Genomic DNA, 19,488 nt, shown 5'->3' on the forward strand with positions numbered 1-19,488 from the left:
TGTGAGGAAGTGCGTGCTCGCACAACAAATCTGGCCCGAGTGGTGTCTCCCTCCCGTGTGGCCTGGGCGAAGCCAATCGCATCTGCCAGGTGGGGTCCACACCCACGGAACCCGAGGGAGGTCCGCCTACGAGACCCAACAAGAAGCGGTAGCGATACGGACCGGAAGACCAAGCTGGACCCCACCTGGCAGATGCGATTCCCTTGGGCAGGCCACACGGGAGGGAGACGCCACGACCAAACAACCCAACCACACCAGCAAAATACGACAACAGACTCCCTCTTGGCGGCCTGCCCGAGCGGCGAGCGACCTATCTTTTGGGACAGTGCTCAACCAGACCGAGGAAGGGAACTGTCCCGAAGCTCGGTAGGCAGCGTGACCAGTGAAGGAGCGCGACTGGGGGGAAGAGATGCGATCGACCAACAAACAGCGCAGCCCAGTTCGTATGTTGGCTGTACCACGGTGGTGAGGGAGGGGCGGACGAGATCGGCCCAGGAAACCACGTCGAAGCCGACGATTCCGATGCCCTCCGGTACTCGCACGCTTTGCTGGGCGAGGCATTCGAGGGCGCCTACGGTCATCAGGTTGTTGGCTATGAAGACGGCGTCTGGGGTTTGGGGGAGTTCAGGAGAGAGTTCATGGCTTTGAAGCCGCCGGCTTCTCGGAAGTTTGCGTGGCGGATCAGGGATCTGTTGATGGGTTTTCCGGCTTCGCGGAGCGCTCGGAGGTAGCCGGCCAGGCTTCGGCTGAGCCGTGTTCGTTGTCCACCAGCACCGTGTCCACTTTCAGGCCGGGGACTTGGCGGTCGATGAGGACCATGGGCATCCCGGACTGGTGTAGGTGGGTTACGTGGTCGGAGGGGGAGATGATCACGCCCGCTACTTGCTCGCTCAGGACGGCGGCTATGTAGTCCGCTTCGCGGCCAGGGTGGCGTTCGCCCGTCGGTGGCCGCTCAGCACCCGCGACACCGTCGACGGCGAGACGCCCGCGGCGCGCGCCACGTCGTAGATCGTTGCCATCGTCTCACCCCGCGCGACCCTCGCCCATGGTACGCACCGCCTCCGAGAAATCGATTTCCCGTTGGATCTTGACGGGCCGGTGGCCTTGCCCGTAGCTTTCGGAAATCGATTTCCCGTCTGCCCGGGAGGCGACACCGATGTCACACCCAGTCCCCGGCATGAACCGTCGCGGCTTCTTACAGGGAGCCCTCGCCGCGGCCGCCCTGCCGCTCGTCGCGTCGTGCGGCGGCGGCTCGACGGGCGACGCCAAAGAGTTGACCTTCTGGAACTTCTACGGCCCCAACGAGGACGGCGCGACCCCGCAGAGCAAACGCGTCAGCGGCTGGTTCACCCAGCTCGCCGCCGACTGGAACGCCAACAACGACGTGAAGGTCAAGCCGCACTACATCCCGGTCGCCGAGTACATCAACGGCTCCAGCCTGCAGACCGCGTTCTCCGCCGGCCAGGGCCCGGACATCTTCGTGGTCAGCCCGGGTGACTTCATGCGCTACTACAACGGCGGCGTGCTGCAGGACCTGACGCCGCACCTGTCCGCCGAGGCCAAGGCCGACTTCCGCCCCGGCGTGCTGGAGAACCGGATGGTGGACGGCAAGGTGTACGGCCTGCCGATGGAGATCGAGCCGCTGGCGATGTTCTACAGTGTCCAGGCGTTCGAGTCGGCCGGACTGTCCGAGGCGGACATCCCGACCACATGGGACCAGTTGCTCAACGTCGCGGAGAAGCTGACCACGAACAAGCGGTTCGGGCTGATGTTCGAGACCACGCCCGGCTACTACCAGAACTTCACCTGGTACCCGTTCATGTGGATGGGCGGCGGCAGCGCGGTGAACGGCAACAAGAGCGGGTTCGACTCACCGGCCACGGTGCAGGCGTTGAAGCTCTGGCAGGACGTCGCCAAACGTGGCCTGGGGCTGAAGAAACCCGCTGGTGACGGCGGCGGCGACGTCACGGCGAACATGGTGGCCGGACTGTGCGCCATGCAGCAGACCGGGATCTGGTCGGTGTCCGACCTGACGGCCAACGCCAAGGACTTCAAGTACGGCGTGTTCCCGCTGCCCACCCCGCCCAACGGCAAGGGCGCCACCGACATGGGCGGGTGGGCCTTCGTGGCCAACGCCAAGGGCGGGAACCCGGAGGCCGCCGCCAAGTTCATCACCTGGGCACTGGGATCCACCGACCAGGCCGGTGTGGAACGGCAACGTCAGTGGAACACCGTCATCAAAACGAACCTGCCGCCGCGTTTGTCGGTCAGCAAAGCCGCCGAGGCGCAAGGCGCGTTCGCCACGCCGGTGCTGGCCACGTTCGCCAACAAGATCGCCCCGGCCGGCCGTCCTGAGCCACGCTACCCGGCGGAGATCTACCAGGCCGTGTCCGACGCCATCCAGGCCAGCCAGCTGGGCGGCGCCGATCCGGCCAAGGCCGCCGCGGACGCGTCCGCGAAGATCGACAGCTTCCTCCAGGGCTACCAAGGCGCCCCGATCATCTGAGGCGGTGGCTGATGGGGATGTCCCGCCGCAGGCGCGAGGCCGTGGCCGCGTACGCGTTCCTCGCGCCTGACCTGATCGGTCTACTGGTCTTCGTCGTCGTTCCGATGGTGCTGGCGCTCGGCGTGTCACTGTTCAAAGTGGACGGATTCGGCGGATACACGTTTGTCGGGCTGGACAACTTCCACCGGATGCTCAACGACGCGGCGCTGGGACAGAGCCTGCGGGTCACCGCGGTCTACGTGGTCACGTTCGTGCCGATCGCGTTCGTCGTCAGCCTGGCGTTGGCGATGCTCGTCCGTGACCACTTCCGCGGTGTCGGCTGGGTACGCACGGCGTTCTTCGTGCCCAACGTGATCAGCCTCGTCGTCGTCGGGTTGCTCTGGCAGTTCCTGCTGGTGGAGAAGCAGGGCATCGCGGCGAACCTGCTCTCCACGATCGGCCTGGGCGACGTGTCGCTGCTCGGCAACCCCACCCTCGCGTTCGTCAGCTACGTGGTGATCAGCGTGTGGTTCCTGATGGGATACCAGATGCTGATCTTCCTGGCCGGACTGAACGACATCCCCAAGGAGTTCGACGACGCGGCCCGCATCGACGGAGCCGGCGCGTGGCAACGGTTCCGGCACGTCACGTGGCCGTTGCTGCGCCCCACCAGCTTCTTCGTCGTGGTGACGTCCACAGTGAGCGCGGTGACCGGGCTGCAGGCGTTCGACCTCGTGTTCGTGCTGACCAAGGGCGGTCCGGCCAACGCGACCTCGACGATCGTCTTCTACATCTACAAACAGGCTTTCACGTTCGGCAACTACGGCTACGCCGCGGCGATCACGACCGTCATGGTCGGCTTCCTGGTCGTCATCACCGGCGTGATGTTCCGGTTCACCCGTGGGGGGCGGTTCGATGGGTAAGGTTCGCCCGATCGTCGCCCATGTGTTGGCGATCGTGACCGTGGCACCGCTGATCTGGCTGGTGATCAGCGTGCTCAAGCCGGCCGAGGAGCTGTACGTGGTCGGCCTGCCGACCCGGCTCACGTTCGACAACCTCACCCAGGTCCTGGTCCGGTTTCCGCTGGTGCGGTTCATGCTCAACAGCGCGCTGGTCTCGGTCGTGGTCACCGGCGTCGCCCTGGTCACGCACTCGATGGCCGCCTACGCGCTGGCCCGGCTGCGATTCCCCGGCCGCGGGCTGGTCTTCGGGCTGATCATCTCGACCCTGCTGGTCTCGCTCCCGGTCATCCTGGTGCCGTTGTTCCTGATCACCAAGCAGCTGGGCCTGCTGGACAGCTACGCCGGGCTGATCATCCCGAGCGTCTTCCACGCGTTCGGCATCTTCCTGCTCCGCCAGTACTACCTGAACATTCCGGTGGACCTGGAGGAGGCCGCCGATCTCGACGGCTGCGGCTACCTGCGCCGCTACTGGCACGTCGTGCTGCCGCTGAGCCGTCCGGCGCTGGCCGCGCTGGCCGTGCTGTTCTTCCTGGCCAACTGGAACGCGTTCCTGTGGCCGTTGACCATCACCCGTGACCCGGACCTGCGGGTCGTGCAACTCGGCATCGCGAGCCTGCAGGGCCAGTACGCGAGCGCGGCCAACCTGGTGCTGGCCGCCGCGTTCGTGGCGGCGATCCCGACGGTCGTGGTGTTCCTCATCGGCCAGCGCCGGCTGGTCGACTCGATGAAGCTGTCCGGCCTCAAATAGGAGGACGTCCATGCCCCGCTACAGACTTCTGTTACCCGTCATCGCGGTCGCGTTATCCCAGCTCGCCGCACCCATCGAGGCCGGCGCATCGCTCCCGGACGCGCCGCCCAGCACGGCCGTCGCGACCGCCAGCCTTGACACGCACGAAGCGGTCGGCACGTCCAGCGACGGCGACTTGTGGCCGTCCTGCTGGTCCAACGACGACAACCTCTATGCCGCCAACGGCGATGGAAAGGGCTTCACCACCACCGGGCCGTTCGCCGACATCACGGTCAACCGGATCGAGGGACGACCGCCGAACCTGTCCGGCGCGACCCTGGCCCAGGGTGACGCGGTCGGCAGCGTCTGGAGCGGCGGCGGCTACACCCGCAAGCCCACCGGAATGGCCTGCGTGGACGGTACGATCTACCTGGCCGTGCAGGACCTTTCGTTGTCCTTCAACGATGTCCCCGCCGCGACCATCGTCAAGTCCACCGACCACGGCCGGACCTGGACGTGGGACCGCAGCAAGCCGATGTTCGACAACCACGTCTTCACCACCATCTGGTTCGCGGACTTCGGCAAGGACAGCGCCTGGGCGCCAGACCGGTATCTCTACGCGTACGGTCTGGACCACAACTGGCGCGACTCGTTCGACGACACCGTCCCGGACCCCACGGACGTCTATCTCGCGCGCGTGCCACGTGACCGCGTGCAGGACCGGCGCGCGTGGGACTTCTACACGGGAGCCGACAACCGCGGCCGACCCCGCTGGAGCGGCAACATCGCCGACCGCGCGCCGGTGCTGCACGACGGACGGCGCGTCTACCAACAGGTCTACTCGGCCAACCGGATCAGCAACCTGACCGTGGTCAGCCAGGGCAGCGTCACGTACGACAAGCCGTTGCAGCGTTACATCTACACCTCCTGGTCGGAGTACACCTTCGAGTTCTACGAGTCGCCGACGCCATGGGGGCCGTGGAAACGCTTCCTCAGCAAGGACTTCGGCGGATACCCGTGGACAGCGAACCAACATGGCGGTTACGCCACCACAATACCGTCCAAGTTCCTCAGTGCCGACGGGCTCAGCATGTGGGTGCAGGCCAACGTGTGCCCGTGCGCGAACGCCGGAACGTCGGTCTACCACTACAGCTTGCGGAAGCTGACCCTGGGACTGGCCGCGCCCGGTGGTGCGACCAACAATCCCGACCCGTCGGCGAACCTCGCCAGGTCCACGGGAGTTGTTCCCATCTCGAAGTCCGCGCGGGACGGCGACCTACGGGTGCTCAACGACGGGGCGCTCACCGGTAGCGTGAACGACTTCGACGACGAGGTGAAGTCGGCCAGTTGGTGGGGTTACACCTGGCCACGCAAGTACCGGATGAACCAGGTCGAGTTCACCACGGGTGACGTCTCCGCCCAGGGCGGCTGGTTCGTCGGCCGGCCGAGTGTCCAACTGCGACAGAACGGCGAGTGGACCAATGCCACCGCGCAGACGGTCAGCCCGGTCTACCCCGGTGACTCCACCGCGGGACCGAACCAGACGTACACGATCTCCTTCCTGCCCGCGGACGCGGATGGGGTACGGGTCATCGGTGTCCCAGGCGGCACGCGGACGTTCAGTTCGGCCGCCGAGGTCACTGCCCGGTACCTGACGCAGGTCGCGAACGGCGGATTCGAGTCACCGCCGGGCGGTCCGTCGGCGTGGGCCTTCGAGGGCAACGCCGGGCACGGTGTCGACGCCGGTCTGGGTTTCGCCCACTCCGGTGCCAACAACGGCTGGATCCGCGGCTCGGGCACCGGCTGGAGCGCATTGACCCAGCAGGTCCCGGTGGCCCCAGGGAAGACCTATACGTTCAGCGCGTGGGTCCGCTCGTCGCCCGCCCTCACCGACGCCCGGTTCGGCGTCCGCTCAGGCGCCACTGTCCTTGGCGAGACGAAGTTCGGCGCGACAGCCGACTACACCCTGAGGCAGGTCACGATCACCGTACCCGCCAACACCAACACGGTGACCGTCTACACGGGATTCTTTGGTCCCGGAACGGACACCTGGATCCAGATCGACGACATCACGAGCGGTTGATTCCGGCGAAGTCGCCGAAGACGCAGGTGGCGCCGGCCCGGATGTCGATCAGGTCGGCGACCACCTGGCGGCGGTCCTCGGGGTAGGGACTGTCCAGCGCGGTCTGGGCCAGCATCCAGGCCTGGAATTCACAGGCGGTTTGCCGCGATCAGGTTTCGGTACCAGCGAAAGGAGTTCTTCGGAGTGCGCTTCTGGGTGGCGAAGTCGACGTGTACCAGGCCGAAGCGCTCGGTGTAGCCCTCCGCCCACTCGAAGTTGTCCATAATGGACCAGGCGAAGTAGCCGCGGACGTCGATGCCGTCTTCGATGGCCGCGGCGAGGGCGCGTAGATGGCCTTCGTGGTAGTCGATTCGGGGCTGGTCGTGCACGGCGCCGTCCGGACCGACCGTGTCGTGGTACGAGCATCCGCTTTCGGTGATGTACAGTGGGGGAAGTGTTTCCCCGTAACGGTTCTGGAACGTGGTGAGGATCTCACGCAGGCCGTCGGGGACGACCGCCCAGCGGAAGTCGGTCGTCGGGTAGCCGGTGATCTCCCGGAGTTCGAACGGCATGTCCGGTGGCAGGACGGCGCCCTCAAGGACCGGCGATGCGGCCGTGCTGGATCCCGGTGTGCCGACCAGGGTCGGTTGGTAGTAGTTGACGCCGAACCAGTCCAGGGGAGTGCTGATCACCTTGAGGTCGTCGGCCGCGGTGTCCGGCATGGCCATCGTGATCAGTTCGTCCGGGTACTCGCCGCGCAGGATCGGGTCGGCGAACGTCCAGTTGGTGAGGGTGTCGAAGATGTCGGCGGCCTCCTTGTCCGCGGGGGAGTCCGACGCGGGCCAGATCGGGCTGTGGTTGGAGGCGATGCCGATGTTGCCGCATCCCGCGGCGCGCAACGCCTGCACAGCGAGCCCGTGGCCGAGGAGTTGGTAGTGCGCGACCGGAAGCGCGCCGAAGCCGAGTGTCTCGCCGGGCGCGTGCCCGCCGATGGCGTGGCCGAACATCGTCACGACCACAGGTTCGTTGAGCGGCATCCACATGCCGACCCGGTCAGCGAGCCGTTCACCCACGATTGTCGCGTAGTCGGCCAGCCGTTCGGCGGTGTCCCGGACCGTCCAGCCACCCGCGTCCTGCAACGCCTGCGGCAGATCCCAGTGGTACAGCGTGGCGGCTGGCGTGATGCCGGCGCCGAGCAACTCGTCCACCAGGCGGTCGTAGAAGTCCAGCCCGGCGGGATTGGCCGGACCGCTGCCGGTGGGCTGGATCCGGGGCCAGGCGATGGAGAACCGGTACGCGTCCACCCCAAGTTCGGCCATCAGGGCCACGTCCTCGCGGTAGCGGTGGTAGTGGTCGCACGCCACGTCACCGGTGTCGCCGTTCTTGATCTTTCCCGGCTGGGCGGTGAAAGTGTCCCAGATGGACGGTCCCCGGCCATCCGCGCGCACGGCGCCCTCGATCTGGTAGGACGCCGTCGCGACGCCGAACACGAAGTCCGGCCCGAACTGTGCAGCCACTGTCAGTGCCTTTCTAGTGGACGGACCTGATCCGGAACACGAGGATCGCCCCGGCCAGGCCCACCAGAGCCGAGGTGACGTAAAGCGTGGGGTAGCCGCCGAGGTGGCGCACGATGGGCGCGGCGATCACCGGGGCGAGGACCTGCGGCAACGAGTTGGCGATGTTGAGCACGCCGAGGTCGCGTGCGCGGTCCTGCGCCTGCGGCAGGACCTGGGTGAGCAGCGCGAAGTCCACCGAGGTGTACGCGCCGAACCCGAAGCCGAGCACGATTGCCGCCACCACCGCGCCCAACCAGGTCGGCCACCCCGCCATGACGAGGCTGGCCGCCGACATGATCACGCCGGCCCACAGCACGAACACCTTGCGCCTGCCCAGGCGGTCGGACCACGAGCCGCCGATCATCACCGAGATCAGCAGGGTGATCGAGTACAGCACGGTCAGGATCAGCACGCCGCCGTCCGGGTCGGCCACCCCGACCGCGTCCTTGAGGTAGAACAGCAGGTACAGCAGGGCGATCGCGTTGCCCAGGTTCAGCAGGAACCGGGTCAGCCAGGCCCACGCGAAGTTCGGATGCGTTCGCGGACTGATCCAGAACCCACGCAGGAACGCCAGCCAGTTCCAGCTCGGCAGCGACTCGCGCGTGATGACAATGTCCTTGCGTAGCAACATATACGGCACAGCAGAGAGGAGGACGAACAGTGCACAGGCGAGATAGCCGCCGACAACCGAGCCACCGGCGACGGCCAGTCCGGTGCCGGCCACTACGCCGATTGTCTGCGCCAGACCGAAATACCCGCCCGCGGTGCCGCGGCGCGCGATGGGGACCTGGTCCGGGATGGCCGCTGACAACGCGGCGAAGGGCGCGTTCAACGCCAGTTGGACCAGGCACCAACCGAAGATCATCATGCCCGTCGACTCCGCGGCCGCCAGCACCAGCAGACCTACCACGCCACCGGCTGTTCCGCCGACCACCCACGGGATCCGGCGGCCGAACCGGGACGTGGTGCGATCGGACAGCGCGCCCCAGACCGGATTGGCGACCATGGACACCGCCGCGCCGAGCAGGGCGACCACCGCGAGCACGTCCTCCTTGCCGGCCGGGGAGAACACGTCCGCCTGTTTGGCCAGCAGGATCTGCAACGGGCCGTACCAGCCGACGAACGTGCCGACGACCGCCACGCAGAACGCGATGATCCAGCGTGGCTCGACCCGCCCGGCCGTCACCGACTGTCCTTGATCAGCCGTTGTAACCAGAAGTACGAGTCCTTCGGCGTCCGGGCCAGGGTGGCGTAGTCGACGTGCACCAGGCCGAACCGTTGGGTGAAGCCGTGGTTCCACTCGAAGTTGTCGGTGGGCGACCAGACCCAGTAGCCACGGACGTCGGCGCCCTGCTCGATGGCCTGCCGCACCGCGTCGATATGCCTGTCCAGGTACGCGATCCGGCCGCTGTCGTGCACTTTGCCGTCCTGGCCGGGTTCCTCGGTGCCTGGTTGCTGCGACGTGCCGTTCTCGGTGACTATGAGCGGCGGCAGGCGATCGCCGTAACGACGGGTCAGGGTGAGCAGGATGTCCCGCAGGCCGTCGGGGTCGATGTCGCCGCCGAGCCCGGTCTTGGGCAGTCCGGTGTCGACCCCGACGAACGGTATCCCGTCGGGCAGTGGGATACCGCCGTACGTGGCGTCCCGATCTGGCCGGGGTGTGCCGACGGTCGACGGGCTGTAGTAGTTCACGCCGTAGAAGTCCAGCGGCTCGGCGATGACCGCCAGGTCCTCCGCGACCGGCCCCGGCATCGCCTGCGCCCAGCCGTCCGGGTAGCGTCCGGTCAGGATCGGGTCCGCCCACATCCAGTTGAACAGCGTGTCGCTGAGCTCGGCCGCCGTGACGTCCTCGGGGTCATCGCTGGCCGGGTGTTGCGGCGCGTGCGGGTTCGCGGTGCCGATGCCACGCCCGCCCGCCGCGCGGATCGCCTGCACGGCCAGGCCGTGCGCGAGCAACTGGTGATGCCCGGTGGGTAGCGCGTCGAACAGCAGTGTCTTCCCCGGGGCCATCTGGCCGAGGGCGTAGCCGAGCTGGGTCAGTACCACCGGCTCGTTCAACGGTATCCAGTATTCGGCGCGGTCGGCGAGCCGCTCGGCGACGGTCGCCGCGTAGTCGGCGAACCTGTACGCCGTGTCTCGTTCGAGCCAGCCGCCGGCGTCCTCGATCGGCACCGGCGTGTCCCAGTGGTACAGCGTCGGCGCGGGCTTCAGGCCGGCAGCGCACATCTCGTCCACCACACGGTCGTAGAAGTCCAGCCCCTTGGCGTTGACCGGGCCGGACCCGGCCGGCAGGATCCGCGGCCACGCCACCGAGAACCGGTAGACGTCCACCCCGAGCTCGCGCACCAGCCCGATGTCCTGTTTGTACCGGTGATAGAAATCCGCTGCCGTGGAAGGGAAATCGCCGTTCTGGACAATCCCTTCACGGGCCGCGTACATGTCCCACACCGACGGTCCACGGCCGTCGGTGGCGAGGGCACCTTCGGTCTGGAAGCCGGACGCGCCCACTCCCCATTCGAATCCAGCGGGGAAACGCTCGGTGTGCGGCATGCCGGGATCGTAGATTAAAAACCGAGTGACCGCTAGGTTTTGATGTGAGGTCCCCTAGACTGGGGATATGCCAGGTGCACCACGGGGTCCGTACGCCAAGACCGCCGCCCAGCGGGACCGCATCCTCGACGCGGCGATGCAGGTGTTCGCCCGGTCCGGCGGCCGAGGCGCGTCACTGCGTGAGGTCGCCGAGCGGGTCGGCATGAGCGAGGCCGGGGTGCTGCACCACTTCGGGTCCAAACGCGAGCTGTTGCTGGCCGTCCTCGACCGGTACGACCGGCAGGAAGCGGCGATCGACCATCCGGACACGTTGCCAGGCAACGCCGCCTACGCCCGGGATTTGCTGACCCGGGGAGCGGACAAACCGGGGCTGTTCCGGCTCTTGATCACCCTCGCCGCGGAGGCGACCGACCCGGACCATCCAGCGCACCAGTACTTTGTGGACCGATACGCCCGCACGGCCGACACATTCGCCGCGTCACTCCGCTCCGCCGTGAACGGTCGAACCGACGTCGACATCGAAGCGCTGGCGCACCTGGTGATCGCCGTCCTGGACGGCCTGCAGCTACAGAAGCTGCTCAACGACGACGTTGACGTCCTGCGGTCGTTCGACCTGCTGACCCAGGCCCTGATCAACACCTACGCGGCGCCATGACTCCTCAGCCGTCGAGGGTCTGGCGGGTGGCGGCGTTCGGATCCAGGCTCGGACCCTCCGGGAGCCGGGCGACCAGGCCGGCCGGCATGCGCACCGGCTGCACGCCCGGATAGCCGAGCGTGGTGAGCACTTCCGGCGTGGCCACCGGGTAGCGCCGGCCCATGTCGGTGACCACGGTCAGCGTGCCGGCCGGTGCCTGGTCCGACGGCATCGACTCGATCACCGCCGCCCAACCCGGCGGCACGTGCACGCGGTCGGCCATCGGTGTCCCGTTCGGGCTGCGGCGGGTGGTCGCGGCCAGCGGGTCGGTCCGCGGCAAAGCGGGGTCCACGGTCAGCTTCGGGACGGACTCGCCGGGCTCGAACGTCGCGCAGACCTTGGTCTCCTGGTCGAGGAACTTGGCGATGGCCGGCCGGCTGGTGGGTGCCTCGCCCACGCCGGCGCCGACCGGCTGGAGCTGCTTCGCCCCCGCGGCCAACGACGGGGCCAGTGGCACCGCCTTCGGGTCACCGCCCTGGTAGGCGGCCAGGGTCGGCGAGGACGCCCGTTGGATGTCGTACTGCAGCTCGGTGATCGGCCGCAGCACGTCCCGTTCGGCCAGGTAGTACTGCATTCCGCCGCCCGACGACTGCACCACCAGCAACGTCCCGACGCGGATGTCGGTTCGGCCGGGCACCGCCGTGGACGGCGTCCCTGCGTCCTGGACCGCGACCGGCCCGATCGGCGCCCCCTCGGGCAGCACGTCCAGCCACGGCCGGCCCACCCGGTCCCATGACTGACCGGTCAGCGCGAGCCCGGTGCCGACCGCGCCGTAGTCGCTGATCGCGTGCCGGTAACCGTGCCAGATCACGTACCGTTCGCCGGTCGGCACCAGCTGCACCAGCAGGGCCTCCTCGCCGAGGCCTAAGCCGGCCGTCGGCCGGGCGCCCACCAGCAGGACCGACTCCTCGATCCGGGTGCCGGCCACGTCGTCGGCCGGTTCGGAACACAGCGACCACGACCCGGTCAGCAGCCGGTCCGGGCCGGGGATCGCGTCGGGCGCGTCCGGGATGCCGATCCGCGGGCCGCGGGGGACGTCGACCAACGAGTTCCTGGACACCCGCTCGGTCGTGCCGTGCGCGCCCAAGAGCAACAACGCCGACGCGTAGTTGGCGACCGGATGCAGCTCGCCGCCCAGGAAGACGTAGCGGGTGCCGGTCTCGGTCTCCACGATCACGGCTTTGTCCTTGCGCCAGGCGTTGTTGCCGCCGGGCACGATCAGCCCGTACACCCCGACGCACGCGAGGGCCACGATGGCCAGCGCGACACCCGCGAACGTCGCGCCCGCCGGCCGGCGGAACGGCGGCTGCTCCGGGTCGGTCTCGCCGGTGACCAACGCGGACGTCGCCCGCTGCACGAGGAACTGGTAGGCCTGGAGTTGGTCCCGTTTGGACGCCATCGGTTCAGCCCCCCAGTCCGCGCACGTAACCGAACAGGCCGAGCACCGAACAGACCACTGGGACGACGGCGATCATGACCAGGATCTCGAAGTACTCGGCGAACCGGCCGAGATACGGGTTGACCGGGCGGGTGCTGTACCCGATGCCGGCCGCGATCACCCCGGCGGCGATGGCGAGCAACGCCGGCCCCGCGGACAGCAGCGCCACGGTCCGGTCGGCCATCGCCGGGCCGACCAGCAGGCAGCCGACCCCGAACATCCCGGTGAGCAGCAGCGGTATCCGCTGGCGCAGGATCGGATACAGCCGTGCGCGGAGCAGGAAGCCCGCGGCGAGCACCCCGACCAGCACCACCGCGTCGCCGCGGATCAGCACCACCTGGCAACACATCACCACCAGGCATGACCCGGCCAGCATGCCGGTGAGCAGGGCGTCCGCCCGGACCACCGCGGCGTGAACCAGGGCGAGCGGCGGTTGCGGAGCGTCCCGCACCAGGTCCGCGGTCGTTCGTGGCAGCACCGGCATCGGGACCCGGCCGAGCCGCAACGCCAGCGGCGCGAACGCGGTGGACAACGCGAGGAGTCCACCGCTGACCACGGCAGCGGACTCGTGCGACGCCACGTCACCGGTGGCCAGCCAGCCGCCGATCACGGTGAGCAGCCCGACCACGATCGCCCCGGTGAACAACGCCGGCGCGGCCGTCACACCGAGCAAGGCCACCAGCGCCGCCAGCAGCAACGAGGCGCCGGCGAGCAGCAGGTGGCCCGCGGACAGTTCGGTGACGGGCTTGTCGCCGGCGAGCAGCAGCCCACCGCCGATGAAAGCGAACGGCAGCGCGACCGCCGCGAGCACCGCGCCCGCACTGGCGTCGCCGACCGCGCGGGCCATCACCACTGCGGCGGCTAGGAGCAGAGCCGACACCCCGAGCGTCCACAACGCCGGCGTCGTCCATGGCGGGCCGGCACGGAACACCGCGATCAGGCCGAGCAGCACCGCCGCGGCCCCGGCCGTGAGCCCGGCCTGCCGGGTGTGCCGCGGACCCCACACCCGGCCGCGGCCCGAGCCCGTGGCGATGGCGTCCACCAGGTCGTCGTACTCCAGCTCGGGCCAGTCCAGCCGCCGGGACGTCAGGTGCAGGATCTCGCCGTCCCGTACCCGGTGCGCGGCCAGCGTGCGATCCAGCTCGAACGCCGTCCCGTCGGCCCGGCGCAGCAGCCAACCGTCGCCGGCCGCACCCTGGTCGGCCATGCCCTCCCCGGCCCTGGCCAGCAGGCCGGGCAGGATCTCGGCGACCGCGGCGTGCTCAGGCAGCGCCATGTCGATGCGCCGATGCGGAGTGGCTACGGTCACCCTGACCAGGCCGGTAGTCTGCATGACAGCAGCTTCGACGGTGCCGGCCGGCAACGGGCGGCACAGGCAGGAAGCTGCCGCGCGCCACCGGACGCTCTGCCGCGACCATACGGTGGACGCGTGCTGCTTGCCGAAGGCGGAACCGGGTATGGAGTCATGACCATCGACGCGAACTCCGTCATCGCCCCGAGAGCGCTCGCCACCGGCCCGGTGGCCACTGTGTACATGGGTCGGCTGATGGGCACCGGCGACGAGGTGGCGGTCAAGATGTTCGCCACCAAGTTCGACCGCGACACCGCGTCGCGGCTCGACCGCGAGCGCGCGGCACTGGACACCGTGCGGTCCGTGCGTTCGATCCTGCCCATCGACGACTTGGTGGAGCACGACGGCCGCTCGGGCGTGCGGATGGAACTGTGCCAGGGCTCCATCGCCGGGTTTCTCAGCGTGGCACTCGCCGTGCCGGACGTGCTCCGCGTCGGTGTCGCGGTCGCCACCGCCCTCGCCGCGGCCCACCGAGTGGGAGTCGTGCACGGCGGCGTGACCCCCGACAACGTGCTGTACCGCCGGACCGGCGAGCTCGTCCTCGCCGACTTCGGGCTGGCCCTGCGCGAACGCTTCCCCCGCGACCCCATGCTCGCACTCCAGTACACAGCCCCGGAAACACTGCGCGACGACACCCGATCAGCGGCGTCCGACCTGTACGGGTTGGGGGCCGTGCTGTACACCGCGTTGACCGGCGCGCCACCATTTCCCCGTCGCGCCGGCGAGCCGCCGGGCGAGCGGATCCTGCGGGTACTGCGCGAGGAAGTGCCACCGGTCCGGGGCGTGGGTGTGCCGGCCGAGCTGTCCGTGGTGATCGACCAACTCCTGGCCAAAGACCCAGCGACCCGGCCCTCCGACGCGGCCAGCGTGGCGGGCCTGTTCGAGAGTCTGCAACGGGGAACGCCCGCGCCCGCTCCAGTGCCCGTCGGCAACAGAAGCGCGCCCCCGGTGGACAACCAGGGCGGAGACCCAGACGACTTCGACTTCGACGACTTCGCCGAAGTCCACAACGCCAGCAGAGAAACAGCCCACACCGTCGCACCAACAGCACCGCCAACGCCAACGGCACCGCCGATGGCGCCAGCGCCGATGACACCGCCGATGTCGGCCGGGCCGCCGATGTCGACCGCGCCGCAGATGGCCTCGGCGCCGCAGGTGCCGACCGGACCGCAGATGCCGCAGATGGCCACGGCGCCGCTGATGTCGACCGGGCCGCAGGTGCCGCCGACGCCTACTGTGCCGCGTGGGCCGACGGCGCCACCGAGCCCGACACCGCCCATGGCGCCAACGCCGACTGTGCCGCCGAGCCCGACCGTGCCGCAGGTGTCGACCGGGCGGCAGATGCCGCCAACCCCTGTCGTGCCGCCTGGGGCCACGGCGCCGCCGATGGCGACCGGGCAGCAGGTGTTGACCGGGCGGCAGATGCCGCCAACCCCCGCCGTGCCGCCTGGGGCGACGGTGCCGCCGAACCCAACCGCGCCGCATGTGCCGACTGGGTCGCAGATGTCGCCTGTGCCCACGGCGCCAACGCCGACCGTGCCGCCGAACCCGCCTGTGTCGCTGGTGCCGCCGACGCCCACCGTGCCGCGTGGGCCGGCCGCGCCATTGAACCCGACTCCGCCGCCGATGCCGCCGATACCTACTGTGTCGCCGACGCCGTCTGCGCCGCAGATGCCTGCCGTGTCGCCTCCGTTGCAAATGCCGACTGTGTCGCCTCCGCCGGCGATTCCTTCTGTGCCGTCGGTTTCGACCGTTCCGATGGTGTCACCCGGGCCGACTGAGCCTTCTGACCAGACTGTCCCGGTCGTACCCACGCCCTCTCCTCGGCCTCCCGAGCCGTCAGTGCCCTTTGTGGCCACTGTGCCGACTCCGCGTGTTGTCCCGATGGAACCCGTGCCGCCGGGTGGGCGCGTTCTCCTTCACACGACGGCCGGCAGTCCGCCCGCAGGTACTAAGTCGCGTAAACGTTGGCGGGTTGGGGCGCTGGTGGGTATTGGCGTTGTGGTCGCGGGGGTGACTGCGATTCCGCTTGTTCTCGGGAAGGACAGTCCGCAGCCGCATGGTGAACCGTCGGCGGTTGCGGAGGCGCCGGCGTCGGTGTCGGTTGAGGCGCCGAAGGCTCTCATTGAGTTGGCACCGCCCAACGATCAGGGGAGTCAGGTCGAGTTGACCTGGCGGGCCGAGGGTGACTTGGACTTCGCCGTTGTCGTCGCGGGGGAGCAGATCGACACGATGACGTTGGTCGCCCACCGGCAGCGGACCATGCGGGTGCCGGTGGACCTAACCCGGAAGTACTGCTTCCAGGTGCGGGGGACCGACGGCCGGCAGATCTACTCCAGCGACCCGATCCCCATCCGCGGGGCGCACTGCAAGATCTAGCGTGAGCGGTCCTTGGGCCGCAGCAGGGTGCGTGGGTCCATGGTGGCGCGGAGTCGGGCCGAGAAGGGGAGCTTGGCCAGGCCTTGGCTGACCAGTTGGACGTCGTTCCAGGCGCGTCGGACCGCGCCGTTCGTCACCGGCACGCCGGACCACAGCACCATGTCCAGCACCTGTCCCAAATTGAGGACAGGTGCCGCGGTCTGTTCGCCGAGCACCGGGGCCGCCGACTCGGCCAAGTCGCGGGGCGTCATCCCGATCCGGTACGGCACGCCATGCGCCCGTAGCCGGTCGCACACCTCGTCCCAGGCACCGATCACGGCGTCAGTTCCGGCGCGGCGCCGTCGTCGTCGAGTCCGGATCGCCTTCGCCAGCGGCAGACCGAACAGCCAACCGACAAGGAGTACGGCCAGCACACCGGCCGTCACGATCAACGCCACGCCCGTGCCGGCGCCGGTGGACTCGTCGGCCGCGTCTTCTTGTTGCTGCCCAGGCAGTTGCGGTGGACGCAGGTCCTGCTCGGCGGGCAATGTCTTCCTGGCTTGCGCGGTCGCCTTGGCCAGGCCGGTGGCTTGGGCCGTGGTGGGGTCGGCCGCGGCCGCCCGAGCCGTCGGGTCGAGTGGTACCCAGCCGACTCCGGCCACCGCCACCTCCGGCCAGGCCAGCACGTCGCGGTTGCGCACGACGTGGAAGCCGCCGTCGGTCTCGGTCCCGCCCTTGAAGCCGACCACCAGCCGGGCCGGGATCCCGTTGATCCGGGCCAGCAGCACGTACGCGGCGGCGAACTGTTCGCTCGTGCCGACCTTGCTCGTGAGCAGGAAGTGCCGCAGTTGGGGCCAGCCGTTGCCGGTCGGCAGGTTCTTGTCCTGCGCGATCTTGTAGTTCTCGCCCAGGAACCGCTCCAACTGCAGGGCGGACTGGAAAGTCGGGCGCAGGCCGCGGACCGCGTTCCTGGCCAGCTGGTCGACGTCGGCGGGCACGGCGCCGAGTTCGCCGAGCCCACCCACGGCCTGGGTGTCCACCGAACCGACGCCAAGCGCTGTCGCGTCCACTGTGGACTCCGACCAGGTCAGCCGGTAGGCACGGGCCTGGTCGGTCGGCTGGTCGAGCAGCAGGGTGCCGGTGGACTGGTCCACCAGTGGAGTTAGCCCGGTTACCCCCAACGGCTTCGGCTGGCTCGGCAGCCACGGCCCGGACAGGTCACGCACCCGTACGTCAGCACTACGCGTAGTGCTACCCGCCGCCGCGTCCAACCCGACCCCGAGCCGGCGCAACCGCACGTCGGCCGACCAGTTCGCGCCGTCGAAACCGGCCAGCACGGCCAGGCTCCACCGGTCCACCGGGCCGTCGCCGCGGTAGCGGAACACCTCCTGGTCCGGCTGGGTCAGCCGGTGCGCGACGTCCTGCAGCGGATTGTTGATCCTGTTGTGCCGCAACGCCGCCGCCTGCTGGTCACCGAGTTGGTACGGATCGCGGCCGACCGGATCGAGGAAGCCGAGAGCGACCGCGCCGACCGTGACCGCGACCACCGTCGGCACCGCCACCCACGCGTCCATATTGGACAGTCGACGGCGGTGACCCCGGGACCTGCTCGGGCGTTCGGCCCACAGCAGCAACGCGGCCGGAGCCGCGTAACAGGCCACGGCGAGGAAAGCCGAGCCGCCCGACAACGCCTGGTACATCTGGGAAAGACCGGCCACCACCAAGCCAGGCAGCAGAGCCACCGCCGGCTTGCGCAGCCGGAGCAGGAGCAGGAGCTCCACGCCGAGCACGGTGGCGAGCAGCACGGCCAGCGGAACGAACAGCAGCTGCTCGGCGTCCGGCCGGGCCGGCAACGTCGACTGCAACGTGAGCCGCCAGCCTTCGCTGAACCCGAGCTGGATCCCGCGCAGCGACGCCGCGGTGGGCAGACCGGCCACAGTGGACGGGAACAGCACGGCCTCGATCAGCCCGAGCAGCCCGAGGAACACGACCAAGAGTGGCCGGAACGGCGCCAGTCGCGGCCAGCGCGCGGCCAGTTCGACGCAGCCGTACCCGACCAGGACGACCACGAGCACCGGCACCAACAGCGCGGGCAGGCCGAACACCGGCGCGAACAACAGGCCGGCCACGGCGGTCGAGCCGAGCAACCCGATGACCGCCACCCGATTCAGGTCAGGCCGCGTCATCGGTTACCCAGATTCCACTTGGCGGCGGCGTCCACCGCGTCCCGCGCGAGGATCAACCCGGCGTTGTCGAGCGAACCCTGCCCCGGCATGCCCAGCCGGATCACGGTGTCCGGCCGCCACCGCCCGGCCGAGCCCAGCTCGGCGGCCGGTCCGGTGATCAGTACCAGCGCGCCGCTCGGTCGGGCCGTCGCCAGCCGAGGCGGCACCAGCGGCGCGTCGTTCGTCGCGTCCTGCCCGACCAGACACAGCTCGTCCAGCAACGCCCTGGCCGCGCGCGCACCGCTGCCCGCTGGGACGTCCGTGCCGGCCGGGGTGATCAGCCGGCACAGCTGGCCGGCCACGGCCGACGCGTACAGCACCGAGGCAGCCACCTCCACGGCCTCCTCGAACACCGCGGCGCCCATCGCGTCAGGCCGGGTGTCGAGGACGACCGTGCACCGCATCTGGGCCGGGTCGACGTACTCCCGCACCATCAGCTGACCCGTCTTGGCCGTCGCCTTCCAGTGCAGGAAACGCACTTCGTCTCCGATCACGTACTCCCGAACCGCACGCAGGTCCGACGAGCCACGCAACGGCGGGTCGGTGATCGGCCCGTCGTAGTCGTGCCGGGCGTGCCCGACCTGGGCCGGCCGCACCGGATGCCGACGCGGATAGACCCACACAGTCGCCGTGCTGCCCAAGGTCTGGTTGTTGCGCACCAAGTCGAATGGGTCGAACCGGTTCAACTCCAGCGGGCCGACCTGGAGCCGGCCGCGCGCCTCGGTCGGCAGCTCGTAGTGGTACGTGGCCTCCGCGCCCGGCGCGAGCGGCCTGACCTGGATCTTGCGCACCTCGGCGCCGACCCGGTCGCCCGCGGTGAAACCGCCGTGCCGTCGCTCGGTGGGGTTACGCACGACCAACGAGGCCAGGGCGGGTTTGCCCCGCTCGACCCGGTCCGGGTGGACGGTCCGGCTGACCTCCGCCCTCGGCCGCACCATCGTGACGGCGACGGCGGCGAGCACGCCACCAGCCGCTGCCCCGCCCAGCACTCGGAAAAAGGCGTACCCGGCCAGCTCGCCGAGCGCGTAAAGGCAGACGGCTCCAATGAGCACGGCGAAGCCGCGTGGGGTGAGCCGCACG

General features: G+C 69.3%; 17 protein-coding genes. 6 read left to right on the forward strand and 11 right to left on the reverse strand.

Going from position 1 to position 19,488, the window contains the following annotated elements:
* Positions 1-329: 329 nt before the first annotated feature.
* Genes EV192_RS57505 through EV192_RS55025 form a run of 3 tightly spaced genes read right to left on the reverse strand, consistent with a single transcriptional unit; the run spans position 330 to position 1,019 of the window.
* Positions 330-689, reverse strand: a complete 360-nt coding sequence (locus EV192_RS57505; RefSeq protein WP_132122990.1) for a substrate-binding domain-containing protein — start codon at positions 687-689, stop codon at positions 330-332.
* Positions 682-873, reverse strand: a complete 192-nt coding sequence (locus EV192_RS55020) for a hypothetical protein (RefSeq protein WP_132122557.1) — start codon at positions 871-873, stop codon at positions 682-684. Before EV192_RS55020 ends, EV192_RS57505 begins: the two co-directional genes overlap by 8 nt.
* A gap of 29 nt (positions 874-902) precedes the next feature.
* Positions 903-1,019 (reverse strand): LacI family DNA-binding transcriptional regulator, encoded by a 117-nt coding sequence (locus tag EV192_RS55025; RefSeq protein WP_243727235.1) that lies wholly within the window; start codon positions 1,017-1,019, stop codon positions 903-905.
* 137 nt (positions 1,020-1,156) lie between these two features.
* On the opposite strand from EV192_RS55025, the gene EV192_RS33240 reads away from it, so the two are divergent.
* Genes EV192_RS33240 through EV192_RS33255 form a run of 4 tightly spaced genes read left to right on the forward strand, consistent with a single transcriptional unit; the run spans position 1,157 to position 6,257 of the window.
* The gene (locus tag EV192_RS33240; protein ID WP_243727236.1) at positions 1,157-2,506 is read left to right on the forward strand and encodes an ABC transporter substrate-binding protein; all 1,350 of its coding nucleotides are present in this window, start codon (positions 1,157-1,159) and stop codon (positions 2,504-2,506) included.
* An 11-nt stretch (positions 2,507-2,517) separates the two neighbouring features.
* A complete protein-coding gene (locus EV192_RS33245) occupies positions 2,518-3,408 on the forward strand; it encodes a carbohydrate ABC transporter permease (protein WP_132122558.1) in 891 nt (296 codons plus the stop codon).
* Positions 3,401-4,195, forward strand: a complete 795-nt coding sequence (locus EV192_RS33250; protein ID WP_132122559.1) for a carbohydrate ABC transporter permease — start codon at positions 3,401-3,403, stop codon at positions 4,193-4,195. The genes EV192_RS33245 and EV192_RS33250 overlap by 8 nt, the downstream gene beginning before the upstream one ends.
* A gap of 10 nt (positions 4,196-4,205) precedes the next feature.
* Positions 4,206-6,257 (forward strand): carbohydrate binding domain-containing protein, encoded by a 2,052-nt coding sequence (locus tag EV192_RS33255; protein ID WP_132122560.1) that lies wholly within the window; start codon positions 4,206-4,208, stop codon positions 6,255-6,257.
* Here the strand turns inward: EV192_RS33255 and EV192_RS56955 are convergent.
* The 4 genes from EV192_RS56955 to EV192_RS33270 are packed head-to-tail and all read right to left on the reverse strand — an operon-like array spanning position 6,244 to position 10,342.
* Complete coding sequence (locus EV192_RS56955; RefSeq protein WP_279494647.1) at positions 6,244-6,372, reverse strand: hypothetical protein; 129 nt, start codon at positions 6,370-6,372, stop codon at positions 6,244-6,246. The genes EV192_RS33255 and EV192_RS56955 overlap by 14 nt on opposite strands.
* A gap of 13 nt (positions 6,373-6,385) precedes the next feature.
* Positions 6,386-7,753 (reverse strand): GH1 family beta-glucosidase, encoded by a 1,368-nt coding sequence (locus EV192_RS33260; protein ID WP_424923409.1) that lies wholly within the window; start codon positions 7,751-7,753, stop codon positions 6,386-6,388.
* Between the two features lie 13 nt (positions 7,754-7,766).
* Positions 7,767-8,978: an MFS transporter gene (locus EV192_RS33265; RefSeq protein ID WP_132122562.1), complete on the reverse strand. Its 1,212-nt coding sequence runs from the start codon at positions 8,976-8,978 to the stop codon at positions 7,767-7,769.
* Positions 8,975-10,342, reverse strand: coding sequence for a GH1 family beta-glucosidase (locus EV192_RS33270; RefSeq protein ID WP_132122563.1), 1,368 nt, complete (start codon positions 10,340-10,342; stop codon positions 8,975-8,977). Before EV192_RS33270 ends, EV192_RS33265 begins: the two co-directional genes overlap by 4 nt.
* Before the next feature lie 67 nt (positions 10,343-10,409).
* On the opposite strand from EV192_RS33270, the gene EV192_RS33275 reads away from it, so the two are divergent.
* A complete protein-coding gene (locus EV192_RS33275; protein WP_132122564.1) occupies positions 10,410-10,997 on the forward strand; it encodes a TetR/AcrR family transcriptional regulator in 588 nt (195 codons plus the stop codon).
* A gap of 4 nt (positions 10,998-11,001) precedes the next feature.
* Here the strand turns inward: EV192_RS33275 and eccB are convergent, their stop codons facing one another.
* Positions 11,002-12,435, reverse strand: coding sequence for a type VII secretion protein EccB (gene eccB, locus EV192_RS33280; protein ID WP_132122565.1), 1,434 nt, complete (start codon positions 12,433-12,435; stop codon positions 11,002-11,004).
* Between the two features lie 4 nt (positions 12,436-12,439).
* Positions 12,440-13,807 carry a type VII secretion integral membrane protein EccD gene (gene eccD, locus EV192_RS33285; protein ID WP_132122566.1) on the reverse strand — a complete coding sequence of 456 codons (1,368 nt, stop codon included), beginning with the start codon at positions 13,805-13,807 and terminating at the stop codon, positions 12,440-12,442.
* Positions 13,808-13,939: 132 nt separating this feature from the next.
* On the opposite strand from eccD, the gene EV192_RS56230 reads away from it, so the two are divergent.
* The gene (locus EV192_RS56230) at positions 13,940-16,204 is read left to right on the forward strand and encodes a protein kinase domain-containing protein (RefSeq protein WP_243727237.1); all 2,265 of its coding nucleotides are present in this window, start codon (positions 13,940-13,942) and stop codon (positions 16,202-16,204) included.
* Here EV192_RS56230 and EV192_RS33295 read toward each other — a convergent pair.
* Positions 16,201-18,369: a transglutaminase TgpA family protein gene (locus EV192_RS33295; protein WP_132122567.1), complete on the reverse strand. Its 2,169-nt coding sequence runs from the start codon at positions 18,367-18,369 to the stop codon at positions 16,201-16,203. The genes EV192_RS56230 and EV192_RS33295 overlap by 4 nt on opposite strands.
* Positions 18,366-19,487 carry a DUF58 domain-containing protein gene (locus tag EV192_RS33300; protein WP_132122568.1) on the reverse strand — a complete coding sequence of 374 codons (1,122 nt, stop codon included), beginning with the start codon at positions 19,485-19,487 and terminating at the stop codon, positions 18,366-18,368. Before EV192_RS33300 ends, EV192_RS33295 begins: the two co-directional genes overlap by 4 nt.
* Between the last annotated feature and the right edge of the window lies 1 nt (position 19,488).

Source organism: Actinocrispum wychmicini (assembly GCF_004345645.1).
GTDB lineage: Bacteria > Actinomycetota > Actinomycetes > Mycobacteriales > Pseudonocardiaceae > Kibdelosporangium > Kibdelosporangium wychmicini.

Excerpts from the sequence above, each read along its gene's own strand:
- EV192_RS33250 (WP_132122559.1), top strand. The coding sequence starts at position 3,401 with ATGGGTAAGGTTCGCCCGATCGTCGCCCATGTGTTGGCGATCGTGACC.
- EV192_RS33240 (WP_243727236.1), top strand. The coding sequence starts at position 1,157 with ATGTCACACCCAGTCCCCGGCATGAACCGTCGCGGCTTCTTACAGGGA.
- EV192_RS33255 (WP_132122560.1), top strand. The coding sequence starts at position 4,206 with ATGCCCCGCTACAGACTTCTGTTACCCGTCATCGCGGTCGCGTTATCC.
- EV192_RS33275 (WP_132122564.1), top strand. The coding sequence starts at position 10,410 with ATGCCAGGTGCACCACGGGGTCCGTACGCCAAGACCGCCGCCCAGCGG.
- EV192_RS33270 (WP_132122563.1), bottom strand. The coding sequence starts at position 10,342 with ATGCCGCACACCGAGCGTTTCCCCGCTGGATTCGAATGGGGAGTGGGC.
- EV192_RS56230 (WP_243727237.1), top strand. The coding sequence starts at position 13,940 with ATGACCATCGACGCGAACTCCGTCATCGCCCCGAGAGCGCTCGCCACC.
- eccB (WP_132122565.1), bottom strand. The coding sequence starts at position 12,435 with ATGGCGTCCAAACGGGACCAACTCCAGGCCTACCAGTTCCTCGTGCAG.
- EV192_RS56955 (WP_279494647.1), bottom strand. The coding sequence starts at position 6,372 with ATGCTGGCCCAGACCGCGCTGGACAGTCCCTACCCCGAGGACCGCCGC.
- EV192_RS55025 (WP_243727235.1), bottom strand. The coding sequence starts at position 1,019 with ATGGCAACGATCTACGACGTGGCGCGCGCCGCGGGCGTCTCGCCGTCG.
- eccD (WP_132122566.1), bottom strand. The coding sequence starts at position 13,807 with ATGCAGACTACCGGCCTGGTCAGGGTGACCGTAGCCACTCCGCATCGG.
- EV192_RS33295 (WP_132122567.1), bottom strand. The coding sequence starts at position 18,369 with ATGACGCGGCCTGACCTGAATCGGGTGGCGGTCATCGGGTTGCTCGGC.
- EV192_RS33245 (WP_132122558.1), top strand. The coding sequence starts at position 2,518 with ATGGGGATGTCCCGCCGCAGGCGCGAGGCCGTGGCCGCGTACGCGTTC.